The organism is Pseudomonas sp. PWP3-1b2, from assembly GCF_049896045.1.
In the GTDB taxonomy this organism is placed as follows: domain Bacteria; phylum Pseudomonadota; class Gammaproteobacteria; order Pseudomonadales; family Pseudomonadaceae; genus Aquipseudomonas; species Aquipseudomonas antarctica_B.
The window spans coordinates 97845-109349 of the sequence record NZ_JAFCTN010000017.1 but is presented as its reverse complement, the minus strand read 5'-3'; the positions used below and the strand labels follow the sequence as shown (position 1 = coordinate 109349).

The 11505-nt window shown below is 61.0% G+C and carries 12 protein-coding genes; 6 read left to right on the top strand and 6 right to left on the bottom strand.

Translation table 11 applies throughout. The features are described from left to right. Window positions 1–87: 87 nt before the first annotated feature. Both ACP7A2_RS13660 and quiC read right to left on the bottom strand, forming a co-directional pair. Window positions 88–753, bottom strand: a complete 666-nt coding sequence (locus ACP7A2_RS13660; RefSeq protein ID WP_426134608.1) for a TetR/AcrR family transcriptional regulator — start codon at window positions 751–753, stop codon at window positions 88–90. 76 nt (window positions 754–829) lie between these two features. Next, window positions 830–2731, bottom strand: a complete 1902-nt coding sequence (quiC, locus tag ACP7A2_RS13655) for a 3-dehydroshikimate dehydratase QuiC (protein ID WP_426134607.1) — start codon at window positions 2729–2731, stop codon at window positions 830–832. 212 nt (window positions 2732–2943) lie between these two features. On the opposite strand from quiC, the gene ACP7A2_RS13650 reads away from it, so the two are divergent. Next, window positions 2944–4278 (top strand): MFS transporter, encoded by a 1335-nt coding sequence (locus tag ACP7A2_RS13650; protein WP_426134606.1) that lies wholly within the window; start codon window positions 2944–2946, stop codon window positions 4276–4278. Between the two features lies 1 nt (window position 4279). Here ACP7A2_RS13650 and ACP7A2_RS13645 read toward each other — a convergent pair whose 3' ends face one another. Next, entirely contained in the window at window positions 4280–5158 is an 879-nt protein-coding gene (locus tag ACP7A2_RS13645; RefSeq protein WP_426134605.1) for a DMT family transporter, read from the bottom strand. A 185-nt stretch (window positions 5159–5343) separates the two neighbouring features. On the opposite strand from ACP7A2_RS13645, the gene ACP7A2_RS13640 reads away from it, so the two are divergent. From ACP7A2_RS13640 to ACP7A2_RS13630, 3 genes are all read left to right on the top strand, one after another. Next, window positions 5344–5760 (top strand): membrane lipoprotein lipid attachment site-containing protein, encoded by a 417-nt coding sequence (locus tag ACP7A2_RS13640; protein ID WP_426134604.1) that lies wholly within the window; start codon window positions 5344–5346, stop codon window positions 5758–5760. Between the two features lie 170 nt (window positions 5761–5930). Further along, window positions 5931–6821, top strand: a complete 891-nt coding sequence (gene ypfJ, locus ACP7A2_RS13635; RefSeq protein ID WP_426134603.1) for a KPN_02809 family neutral zinc metallopeptidase — start codon at window positions 5931–5933, stop codon at window positions 6819–6821. Continuing rightward, window positions 6822–7805 carry an alpha/beta hydrolase gene (locus ACP7A2_RS13630; protein ID WP_426134602.1) on the top strand — a complete coding sequence of 328 codons (984 nt, stop codon included), beginning with the start codon at window positions 6822–6824 and terminating at the stop codon, window positions 7803–7805. It begins immediately after the preceding gene. 164 nt (window positions 7806–7969) lie between these two features. Here ACP7A2_RS13630 and ACP7A2_RS13625 read toward each other — a convergent pair whose 3' ends face one another. The 3 genes from ACP7A2_RS13625 to ACP7A2_RS13615 are packed head-to-tail and all read right to left on the bottom strand — an operon-like array spanning window position 7970 to window position 10031. Next, window positions 7970–8557 (bottom strand): HAD family hydrolase, encoded by a 588-nt coding sequence (locus ACP7A2_RS13625; protein WP_426134601.1) that lies wholly within the window; start codon window positions 8555–8557, stop codon window positions 7970–7972. Continuing rightward, entirely contained in the window at window positions 8554–9423 is an 870-nt protein-coding gene (tesB, locus tag ACP7A2_RS13620) for an acyl-CoA thioesterase II (RefSeq protein ID WP_426134600.1), read from the bottom strand. The genes ACP7A2_RS13625 and tesB overlap by 4 nt, the downstream gene beginning before the upstream one ends. 38 nt (window positions 9424–9461) lie before the next feature. Beyond that, on the bottom strand, window positions 9462–10031 hold the full coding sequence (locus tag ACP7A2_RS13615) for a GNAT family N-acetyltransferase (RefSeq protein WP_426134599.1): 570 nt from the start codon (window positions 10029–10031) through the stop codon (window positions 9462–9464). Between the two features lie 75 nt (window positions 10032–10106). On the opposite strand from ACP7A2_RS13615, the gene ACP7A2_RS13610 reads away from it, so the two are divergent. Then, on the top strand, window positions 10107–11027 hold the full coding sequence (locus tag ACP7A2_RS13610; protein WP_426134598.1) for a histone deacetylase family protein: 921 nt from the start codon (window positions 10107–10109) through the stop codon (window positions 11025–11027). 116 nt (window positions 11028–11143) lie between these two features. Then, window positions 11144–11371, top strand: a complete 228-nt coding sequence (locus ACP7A2_RS13605; protein WP_348059160.1) for a hypothetical protein — start codon at window positions 11144–11146, stop codon at window positions 11369–11371. The last annotated feature ends 134 nt before the right edge of the window (window positions 11372–11505 follow it).

Here is an 11505-nt window from a genome sequence, read left to right as displayed (position 1 = left end):
CGGTGTGTCATTCACTGCAATGCTGACTGATCCACCGCATTCGCGAGCAAGCCCGCTCCCACATTGATTGCATTTCAGCCCGAGTGCTCAGGCCTGCAAATACCGCAGCACCGACTCACAAATCATCTCCCGATGCCGTTGCTTCACCGCTTCATCCGACAGTTCGATCTGAAAAATCTCACTGAACGTATGGCGGTTGGACACCCGGTAAAAGCTGAACGAGTTGATCAGCAAATGCACGTCCAACGGCTCCAGCCCCGCGCGAAATACGCCACTCTCGGCACCGCGCTGCAAGGTCGCGCCCAACGCTTCGAGGATGTTGCTGTTCATCGCCTTGATCGAATCCGAACGCTTCACGTACTCGGCATTGTGGATATTTTCGATGCTGACGATGCGCACGAAATCCACGTTCTGATCGTGGTGATCAAAGGTGAATTCCACCAACCGGCGGATCGCTTCGCGCGGTTCCAGCTCGGTAAGGTTCATGCGCGTTTCGGTGGTACGGATGTCGCCGTACAGCTTCTCCAGCACCTCAAGGTACAGCTGTTCCTTACTGCCGAAGTAGTAATAGATCATGCGCTTTGAGGTGTGGATGCGCTCGGCAATGGCATCGACACGCGCACCGGACAGGCCCTGCTGAACAAACTCGACAATGGCTTCCTGAAGGATGTTTTCGCGGGTCTTTTCCGGGTTGTTCTTGCGACTCTTGCGCGGTGCGTCTGACACCGCGGGGAGTTCGGGACTCGAGGTCATGGTGCGCTCACGGCCATTGTTGTTCGGCGGTGATTATGGGGCGCGATGCTCGCCGAAGGAAGCACCCGCCCCGCCCTTATAAACGCGCCTGACGCACCGCGCCGCTGCGCGATTTGGCCATCGCCGCCAGGCGCACCGCCACGTTGGCCGCGCCGTAGCCAGCGTAACCGTTTTTGCGCTGAATGATCTCGAAGAAAAACCGCCCCTCGAACGGTTCGGTGTACACGTGAAACAACTCACCGCCAGAGGCGTCGCGGTCATACAGCACGTTGTAGTACGCAAGCTCGCTGAGGAATTGCTCGTCGAAATCAAAGCGCGCCGCAAGGTCGTCGTAATAGTTGAGAGGGATATCCAGCAGCGGCACACCCGCCTCCTTGGCCCGGCTCACCTCGGCGAAAATGTCCGCGCAGTCGAAGGCAATATGGTGCACGCCCGAGCCGCGATAGCTCGACAGCGCGTGGGAAATGGCGGTGTTGCGGTTCTCGGAAATATTCAACGGCAGGCGAATCGAACTGCAACGGCTGCGCAACGCACGGCTTTTCACCAGGCCGTACGGGTCGGGCAACACCACTTCATCGTCGGCTTCGAAATCCAGCAGGCTCTTGTAGAACAGCACCCAGCTGTCGAGGCTGTCGGCCGGCAAGGCCATGGCCATGTGGTCGATGCGCAGCAAACCACCGCTGGACGCCGTCGCGGCTTGCAGGTTGAAGTCGGTGTCGTAGAGCGAACCCTCGCAGGAATCCACCAGATAAATCAGGCTGCCGTCCGGCGCGCGCACCGCCGCCAGCTCCTGCTCGTTCGGCCCGACCAGCCCGCGATACGGCTGGCCCTTGTAGGCCACCGCGCGTTCCAGGGCTTTGGCGCTGTCCTTGACCCGAATCGCCGTGGCGCACAGCGACGGCCCGTGGGCTTCGAAAAAATTGTGCGCGAAGGAATAGGGTTCACAGTTGAGGATCAGGTTGATATCACCCTGGCGCAACAGGCTCACGCTCTTGGAACGATGCTGCCCGGCCTTGACGAACCCCAGGCGTTCCAGCCAGTGCGTCAGCTTGGCGCCGAGGTTTTCGTCCACGGCAAATTCGAGAAATTCGATGCCGTCGTAGTCGCTGGCGGCGGGGGTATCAAACAGAATCTCGACGGGCTGGGCCGGCGCTTCCTGCTGCAAGCGTTCGCGGGTTTTCTCTTCCAGGTACAACAGCGAGCGCAAGCCGTCCGCCGCATTCGCCCGTGTCGGTGCCGCGCGGAAACCGTCGTTGAAAATCTCCAGGGACAGCGGCCCGGTGTAACCACTCTTGATGATCGGCGCCAGAAAGCCCGCCAGGTCGAACTCGCCCTGCCCCGGGAAGCACCGGAAATGCCGGCTCCACTCCAGCACGTCCATCGCCAGGATCGGCGCGTCGGCCATTTGCACGAAGAAGATTTTGTCGCCAGGGATCCCGGCGATAGCACTCGGGTCGCCTTTCAAAGACAAGGTGTGAAAGCTGTCGAGCAACACACCCAAGGCCGGATGATCGATCTGCCGCACCAGGTTCCACACCTGTTGCCAGGTGTTCACGTGCTTGCCCCACGCCAGCGCTTCATAACCGATACGCAAGCCGCGCTGCCCGGCCCGTTCGGCGAGCAGGCTGAGATCATCGAGCAAAATGCGTTCATCGCCCACCGAATCCGCTGAGGCATTGCTGCACACCAGCACCAGGTCGGTGCCCAGTTCCTGCATCAGGTCGAACTTGCGCTCGGCACGCTCCAGGTTGCGCGCGAGGCGGTCGCGGCGGCAGCCTTCAAAGTCGCGAAAGGGCTGGAACAAGGTGATGGCAATGCCCAGATCGGCGCACATTTGCTTAACTTCGCGCGGGCTGCCGTCGTAATACAGCAGGTCGTTCTCGAAGATCTCAACTCCGTCAAACCCGGCGGCGGCAATGGCTTCGAGCTTTTCCGGCAGGGTGCCGCTCAAGGAAACGGTGGCAATGGAACGTTGCATAGGGCGACTCCCGGCACTTGTTATTTGTGGCAAATTATTCGCCCCCAGCCTACAGGCAGCAATAAAAATGTACGAACCGGTTAGTTTTCGGTGCGATTATCGAACACTATGCCCCTTTGGCGAATTGACGATTTTTTAGTCGCTGCGCACCATCGAAAACGTAAGCAGACCCAGAACACACCATAAAAATTTCAAAAAACGGGTACGACCTCATGCCTTCGCAAAACTCCGTCCTGGCCGCGCGCCCGGGCAACCCGCACGCCGGCATCGGCGACAAAATCCGCGGCGCCCTGGCCGTGGGTAAAACCCGCTGGGGCATGCTGGCCCTGGTGTTTTTCGCCACCACCCTGAACTACATCGACCGCGCCGCCCTCGGTGTGATGCAGCCTATCCTTGCCAAGGAAATGAGCTGGACGGCGATGGACTACGCCAACATCAACTTCTGGTTTCAGGTCGGCTACGCGATAGGTTTTGTGCTGCAAGGCCGCCTCATCGACCGCGTGGGCGTGAAACGCGTGTTCTTCTGCGCGGTGCTGCTGTGGAGCCTGGCCACCGGCGCCCATGGCCTGGCCACCTCGGCGGTCGGCTTTATGGTGTGCCGCTTTATCCTCGGGCTGACCGAAGCCGCCAACTACCCGGCCTGCGTCAAGACCACGCGGTTGTGGTTCCCGGCGGGTGAACGCGCAGTCGCCACCGGCATCTTCAACGCCGGCACCAACGTTGGCGCAATGATGACGCCGATGCTGCTGCCGTTAATTCTGCACGTGTGGGGCTGGCAGGCGGCGTTTCTGTGCATGTCGGCACTCGGCGGCATCTGGCTGGTGTGCTGGGGCTTGAAGTACTACAACCCGGAAGACCATCCGAGCGTTAAACAATCCGAATTGGACTACGTGCAACAGCAAGCCGAACCGGAACAACCGCGCGTGCCGTTCAGCCGCATCCTGCGCATGCGCGGCACCTGGGCGTTCGCCCTCGCCTACTCGCTGACCGCGCCGGTGTTCTGGTTCTACCTGTATTGGCTGCCGCCGTTTTTGAATCAGCAATACAACCTGGGCATCAACGTGACCCAGATGGGCATTCCGCTGATCATCATCTACCTGACGGCCGACTTCGGCAGTGTTGGTGGGGGGATTCTGTCTTCGTTCCTGATCGGCCGTGGGATGAATCCGATCAAGGCGCGGCTGTTGTCGATGCTGCTGTTTGCCTGCTGCATCGTCGGCGTGATCATGGCGGCCGGCTCGAGCCAGCTGTGGGTCGCGGTGTTTGCCATTTCATTGGCCATCGGCGCGCACCAGGCCTGGACCGCCAACATCTGGAGCCTGGTGATGGACTACACGCCCAAGCACATGATGAGCACGGTGTTTGGTTTCGGCGGGATGTGCGCGGCCATCGGCGGCATGTTCATGACCCAGATCGTCGGCCATATCCTGACCGTGACGAACAACAACTACACCGTGTTGTTCACACTGATCCCGGCGATGTACTTCATCGCGCTGGTGTGGATGTACTTCATGGCGCCGCGCAAGATCCCGACCGTAGACGCCTGACCTAGCGCCGCCGCTGCTGCCAGGCGGCGGCCAGCCCGCTCATGCAGATCACCCCGATGCCGACCACCGTGGTCAGGTCGGGGGTATGGTTGAACACCAGCCAGCCCAACAACCCTGCGAACACGATCTGGCAATAGCCAAACGGCGCCAGCAAGGCCGGCGCCGCGAAGCGGAACGCCTGGGTCAACATCAAGTGCGCAGTCATGCCACAGGTACCCAGCGCCAGCATCAACACGCCGTGCCACAGCGTCGGCAACTGCCAGAAGAACGGCACCATCGCGCTCATCACCAGGGTATTGCACAAGCCGGCGAAGAAGTTGCTGGTGGTGGGCGTGTCGTATTTGCTGAGGATGCGCGTGAGCAACTGGTAGAAGCAGAAGAACAGCGCCGAACACAGCGGCAGCAACACCGCCGGGGTGAACAGCTCGCCGCCGGGGTGGATGATCACCAGCACGCCGATAAACCCGCAAATCACCGCCAGCCACTGGCCACGCGTCACGTGTTCGCCGAGCAACGGCACTGAAAGCGCGGTGACCAGGATCGGCGCCAGGAAGTTCACCGCCGTGGCCTCCGCCAACGGGATGTAATGCAATGCTGCGGTGAAAAACAGGCTGGTGCCCAACAGGCACAACGCCCGCACCACCTGCATGCCCGGCCGTTTACTGCGCAGCACGCGCAAGCCCGACTGCGGCAGGAAAATCCCGGCCATCAGCAAGGTGTGCACCAGGTAACGCGCCCACACCACCATCACAATCGGATAGAACCCGGCCAGGTATTTGGACAAAGCGTCGTGGCTGGAAAACAGAAACGTCGCCACCACAATCAGCAAAATGCCTTTGAAGGGATGGTTGACGCCGGAGAGAGGTGTGCTGACAGTCATTGAATTCTCTTGCATGGCGGGCTGAACGCTTTTGCACTCAACCCGGTAATCTAGCAGCCAAGCTTGCGTCTGCCCCAAGAGCATAACCAAACACCGTGCGAACAGCGCACTAAATCACGGGATACCAGTCCAACGCTGCACTTCTCACCGCGCGTTGAACACTTTTTAAACAAGGCCTGCCCGCTATGAAAAAAACTCTGTTTGTTCTGTCTGCCCTTGCCCTGCTCACCGCATGCAATAAAGAGCCAAAGGAAGCGTCCAAGCCCGCGCCAGCCTCGGTGCAAGCCACCCTCGTGCCAGCCACCCCGCCCACCGATAAATGGGTTGGCAAATGGATCGGCGTGGAAGGCCTGAACCTGACCATCGCCAAAGACGAAAGCATTGGCCGTGGGCATTATATTTTGACCATGCAATACGGCCTCGACGCTGACGACTCCGGCACCTTCAAGGGTGAAGCGAACGAAGATGGCATCGCATTTACCCGCCCGGACGGCCCGCAACAGCTGAGCGCCGGCGACGGTGAAGCCACCGGTTTGAAATGGCTGGCGGATAAAAAGGACTGCCTGGTGGTCGATACTGGCGAAGGTTACTGCCGCGACTGACCTGGCAAACCTGACACAACTTTCATCTGGCGCCCCTGCCGACACGGCCTGATAGCAGCGATACTAGGCCGCTCTCGTACCTGTCGGACAGCCGGGCTGGCGCCATGCCCATGCACCAACAACACTGCTTTGAACTAAGTGTTTCGCAGGTTTAACGAGAGGATTGCCCCATGCTATGGAAAAAAGGCCGACGCAGCGACAACGTGGTAGATGCGCGAAATGACAGTGGCGGCGGCGGTGGCGGGGGCATGCGGTTTGGCGGCGGCAAGGGCCTGAGCCTGACGGCGATTGTGCTGATCGTGGGCATCGGCTGGCTGACCGGCCAGGACCCGATGCAGATCCTCGGCCAATTGACCGGCCAAGGGGAACAAGCACCGTCGGTAAGCACGCAATCGCAGCAGGCGCCGCCGGCGAATGACCAACAGGCGGATTTTGTGCGCGCCATTCTGGGCGACACCGAAGACACCTGGGGCCAGGTCTTCAAGGAAAACGGGTTGGTGTACCAGAACCCGAAACTGATTCTGTTCCGCGGGCGTGTGAATTCCGCCTGCGGTGGCGCCAGCTCAGCCAGCGGCCCGTTCTATTGCCCGGCTGACCGGCAGGTGTATCTGGACCTGGATTTTTTCCGGGAAATGTCCCAACGCTTCCAGGCCGCCGGCGATTTTGCCCAGGCCTATGTGATCGCCCACGAAGTCGGGCACCACGTGCAAACGTTGCTGGGCATCTCGGCCAAGATCCAGACCGCGCGCGAGCAAGGTCGGCCGATGCAAGGCGACGGCGGCCTGCTGGTGCGCCAGGAGCTGCAAGCCGACTGCTTTGCTGGCGTGTGGGCCAACCGTGCACAAAAACGCCTGAACTGGCTGGAGCCCGGCGACATTGAAGAAGCACTGAACGCGGCCAACGCCATCGGCGATGATCGTTTGCAGCAACAGGGTCAAGGGCGCGTCGTGCCGGACTCGTTTACCCACGGCACCTCGGCACAGCGGGTTCGCTGGTTCAAGACCGGCTTTGCAGGGGGCCAGATCAATCAATGCGACACCTTTAACTCCAAGAGTCTCTAAATGAATAAACGATTGGGTTTGCTGCTCGGCTTAATGATTACCTGTTCCACCACTTGGGCCGCCGAGAAAGAACAGGGCGTCAAGGAAGTCAGCCCCGATCGTTTTCACCTGGATGGCGGCGACCTCAGCCTGGGCCTGAGCCAGGACTGGAGCAAGCCGCTGCCCCAAGTTACTCGCGCGTTGATCATCGTCCACGGCCGCCTGCGCAATGCGCAAACCTACCTGCAAAGCGGTGAAGATGCCGCCAAGCATGCTGGCCAGGCGGGCAATACGCTGGTGATCGCGCCGCAGTTTCTCAATCAATCCGACGTGAAGCGCAACCACCTCGACAACGGCGTGCTGCGCTGGAATGGCAATGACTGGATGGCCGGCGATGCCTCCACCGGGCCTGGCCAGATCAGCTCCTTCGGTGCCCTCGACCAGCTCATCAAGCACTTGGGCAACCGCAAACTATTCCCGGCGCTGAAAGAAATCGTGGTGGCCGGGCATTCCGGCGGTGGTCAGGTGGTGCAGCGTTTTGCGCTGACCGGCCATGATCACCCGATGCTGCAAACCGAAGGCATCAGCCTGCGCTACGTCGTTGCCAACCCGTCGTCTTACGCCTACTTCACGCCGCAGCGCCCGGTGAAGTTTGATGTCGCCAGTTGCCCAGGCTTCAACGACTGGAAATACGGCATGCAGCACCTGCCCGACTATGCAAAGGGCCAGAGCGCCCAGCAGCTTGAGCAAGCTTACGTTTCACGCGACGTGACCTACCTGTTGGGCCAGCAGGACACCGACCCGAACCACCCGGCGCTGGATAAAAGCTGCGAAGCCGAAACCCAGGGGCCGTATCGCCTGATTCGCGGGCACAACTATTTTGATTACCTCAAGGCGCGCCATCCGCAGTTGACGCACAAACTGGTGGAAGTGCCGGGGGTTGGGCATAACGGCGACGGGATGTTTACCTCGCCTGAAGGCGAGAAGGTACTCTTTGCTCAATAGTCACTGAAAAAATGCGATAAGAAATGTGGGAGCGGGCTTGTGTGGGAGCTGGCTTGCCTGCGATGGCATCACCTCGGTCTGTCAGCTATACCGAGGTGATGCTATCGCGGGCAAGCCCGACTCCCACACAAACTGGCTCCCACATTTGAACGCCATCGCCTGGGCTAAATCATTCGGCGCAAGGCAGAGCAATCTTCAGCATGCCAATCGGCAAGCCCCGGCCACGGGTTTTCCGGCAGGTTCACCAACACTGTCCGCGCCCCCGCCGCCCGGCCGCAATCCAGGTCAAAGCGGTAATCGCCCACCATCACCATCTCGCTCGGCGAAACGCCCCAGGCTGCAGCCAGCTTCAACAGGCCACCAGGGTCAGGCTTGGGCGGCGCATCTTCCCGCCCCAACACGTCTTCAATCGCAAAGCAGTCCGCCAACCCAATCGCTTCCAGCGTCACATGCGCCAACTCCTGCGCATTGCGAGTCAAAATGCCCAGGCGATAACCACGCCCGGCCAACTCGCGCACCAGTTCCACCGCACCCTCGGCCGCCACTGAAGCCAACGCCAGTTCACGCTCATGCTCCAGCAACCAGGCGTGTTTGGCCGCCGACACTTGCGCAGGCAACGCCGCCAGATGTGTGAGGATGTCGTCCTCGGGCGGAATCTCCAGCGCCACGCGAATCGCCGCAAAGTCATGCACGCCCACGGTCAGGGTGCCGTCCATGTCGAACACCCAATGCTTGATCTGCGTCAGGCTCATGCCCAATCCTTGCGATGGCGAATCAAGCCTTCCTGTGTCACCGAGGCCACAAGTTGCCCGGCGCGGTTGTACACGCTGCCCCGCGAAAACCCACGGGAATTACCGGCCCACGGGCTGTCCATGGCGTACAGCAACCAGTCATCGGCGCGCAGGTCGGCGTGGAACCACAGCGCGTGGTCGAGGCTGGCGACCTGCATGTCTTTTTGCCAAACGGTCTTGCCATGGGGCAGCAAGGACGTGGTCAGCAAACCGAAGTCCGAGGCGTAGGCCAGCAAGTATTTATGCAGCGCTGGCGAGTCGGCCAAGGCACCGTCGGCACGAAACCACACGTATTTGACCGGGTCCGACGCCTGCGGGTTGAACGGGTCTTTCTCGGTGACCGGGCGTACTTCGATCGGCTTGGGGCACAGCAGCTTCTCGCGCATGTGCTCAGGAATCAGGTGCGCACGCTGTTGGGTCAGCTCCAGCTCCGACGGCAGGTTCTCCGGGCCCACCACCACCGGCATGGTGGTCTGGTGCTCAAAGCCCTCTTCGTCGTACTGGAACGAGGCGCTGCAGGTGAAAATCGGGTTGCCCTTCTGGATCGCGGTCACGCGGCGCGTGCTGAAACTGCCGCCGTCGCGCACGCGGTCCACCGAATACACCACCGGCAACGAGGCGTCGCCTGGGCGCAAAAAATAGCCGTGCAGGGAATGCACGTGCCGCGCTTCTTCTACGGTCTGGCTGGCGGCCGACAACGACTGGCCGAGCACCTGGCCGCCGAACAACTGGCGAAAACCCAGGTCCTGGCTGCGGCCGCGAAAGAGGTTTTCCTCGATCGGCTCCAGTGTCAGCAAGTCCACCAGATCTTCCAATACTTGGCTCATAGAGCAACTCCTACAAACGGTGAGGCATTCCGGGCTGCTTATCCGTGCAGCGTGTCCAACCATTGGGCGCGGGTGATGCGGTACAAAACATGATGGCGCAGCGCGTCATCGGCTGCGACCTTGGGGTGTTCAAAATCTGCCTGCGGATCGTAATGCATACCGATGGCCTGCATGACTTTTTGTGATGGCAGATTGGTCTCGGTGGTAAAGGCCAGCACCTCATCCAGCTGCAAGCGATCGAAGCCGCAGCGCAATGCCGTCCACGCCGCCTCGCTGGCATAACCCAGGCCCCAATGCTCACGGGCCAGGCGCCAGCCGATTTCCACTGCCGGGGTGAAGCCAGCCTCGAAATTGACGTTTTGCAGCCCGGTCAGGCCGATGAATTCGCCGGTGTCCTTGCGCTGCAACGCCCAGAAGCCAAAGCCATACTCAGCAAAGTGCCCACGAATGCGGCCGATCAGCGCCGCGCTTTCCAGATGGCTCAGCTTGGCCGGGAAATAACGCATGACCTGCGCGTCGGTGCACATGCGCGCAAATTCCGTCAGGTCGCTGTCGCGCCATTGGCGCAGCACCAACCGTGCGCTTTCCAATTCCAGTATCGGCTCCATGGGGCCCCTCCCTTGCCATGTGCGTGAGTGTACAACGCGGGTAAGATGCGTCGCAGGTTCCCGTCAGAAAATCCCATGCCACTGCCCCTGATCTACCACGATGACTACAGCCCCGAGTTCCCGGCGGACCATCGCTTCCCCATGGACAAATTTCGCCTGTTGCGCGACCACCTGGTGGACAGCGGCCTGACCAAGGACAGCCAACTGCTGCGCCCCGAACTGTGCCCAACCGAGATTCTGGCCCTGGCCCATGACACCGGGTATATCGAACGCTACATGAGTGGCGAGTTGTCCCGCGAAGACCAACGGCGCCTCGGCCTGCCGTGGAACGAGGCCCTGGCCCGACGCACCGTGCGCGCGGTCGGCGGCTCAATCCTCGCCGCCGAACAGGCGCTGGAACACGGCCTGGCCTGCCACCTGGCTGGCGGCACCCACCACGCTCACTACGATTACCCGGCGGGCTTTTGCATCTTCAATGACCTGGCCGTGATCAGCCATTACCTGCTGGCCAGCGGCCGGGTCAACCGCGTGCTGATCTTTGATTGTGACGTGCACCAGGGCGACGGCACCGCGCGCATCCTCCATGACACGCCGGATGCCATCACCGTGTCGCTGCACTGCGAAAAGAACTTCCCCGCGCGCAAGGCCCAAAGCGACTGGGACATCCCGCTGCCCATGGGCATGGGCGATGCCGACTACCTCCAAGTGGTCGACGACGCGCTCAACTACCTGCTGCCGCTGTATCAGCCCGACCTGGTGCTGTACGACGCCGGCGTGGATGTGCACAAGGACGACGCCCTCGGTTACCTCAAGCTGACTGACGCAGGGGTTGCGGCCCGTGATGAAAGCGTGATGCGCCACTGCCTGGGCCGCGACATCCCGGTGATGGGCGTAATCGGCGGCGGCTACAGCAAAGACCGCCCTGCCCTGGCCCGCCGCCACGGCATCCTGCACCACAGCGCACAACGGGTGTGGACGTCATCAGGTTGTCATTGAGGTGTGAGCGTTACCCACAATGGCTGTGGAACCACCTGTGGATAACTTGAGTGTAAGCCTCTGAAAGCACGCAAGCACTTGGGCTGCAGAAAACTGTACGTTTTTTGACCAGATACTTGTCCACAACCTTCGCCGGTGTGCTGGGCTGGGCGGCAGCAGGCGTGGGCATCATCACCTCGTTCGTGTTCCCGATCATCGAAGTGGTCAAGCGCGAGAAACAACAAGACCAATTCTTCGGCGCCCTGGTGCCGGTGCTCGACAAATACGGCCTCACCGGCGGCCCGATCACCGACGCCGACCGCGCCGACGAGTACCCGCCAAACACCAACACCGGCTTTGCCTGACCCCGCCGGCTGCGCTCCCCCTTGTGGCGAGCGAACTTGTTGTGGCGAGCGGGCCTGTTGTGGCGAGCGGGCCTGTTGTGGCGAGCGGGCTTGCCCCGCGTTGGGCTGCGTAGCAGCCCCAATAAAGTCGCTGC

What these genes read in the sequence shown, in the direction of transcription:
- ACP7A2_RS13660 (WP_426134608.1), bottom strand. Translation starts at nt 753, where the DNA reads ATGACCTCGAGTCCCGAACTCCCCGCGGTGTCAGACGCACCGCGCAAG.
- quiC (WP_426134607.1), bottom strand. Translation starts at nt 2,731, where the DNA reads ATGCAACGTTCCATTGCCACCGTTTCCTTGAGCGGCACCCTGCCGGAA.
- ACP7A2_RS13650 (WP_426134606.1), top strand. Translation starts at nt 2,944, where the DNA reads ATGCCTTCGCAAAACTCCGTCCTGGCCGCGCGCCCGGGCAACCCGCAC.
- ACP7A2_RS13645 (WP_426134605.1), bottom strand. Translation starts at nt 5,158, where the DNA reads ATGACTGTCAGCACACCTCTCTCCGGCGTCAACCATCCCTTCAAAGGC.
- ACP7A2_RS13640 (WP_426134604.1), top strand. Translation starts at nt 5,344, where the DNA reads ATGAAAAAAACTCTGTTTGTTCTGTCTGCCCTTGCCCTGCTCACCGCA.
- ypfJ (WP_426134603.1), top strand. Translation starts at nt 5,931, where the DNA reads ATGCTATGGAAAAAAGGCCGACGCAGCGACAACGTGGTAGATGCGCGA.
- ACP7A2_RS13630 (WP_426134602.1), top strand. Translation starts at nt 6,822, where the DNA reads ATGAATAAACGATTGGGTTTGCTGCTCGGCTTAATGATTACCTGTTCC.
- ACP7A2_RS13625 (WP_426134601.1), bottom strand. Translation starts at nt 8,557, where the DNA reads ATGAGCCTGACGCAGATCAAGCATTGGGTGTTCGACATGGACGGCACC.
- tesB (WP_426134600.1), bottom strand. Translation starts at nt 9,423, where the DNA reads ATGAGCCAAGTATTGGAAGATCTGGTGGACTTGCTGACACTGGAGCCG.
- ACP7A2_RS13615 (WP_426134599.1), bottom strand. Translation starts at nt 10,031, where the DNA reads ATGGAGCCGATACTGGAATTGGAAAGCGCACGGTTGGTGCTGCGCCAA.
- ACP7A2_RS13610 (WP_426134598.1), top strand. Translation starts at nt 10,107, where the DNA reads ATGCCACTGCCCCTGATCTACCACGATGACTACAGCCCCGAGTTCCCG.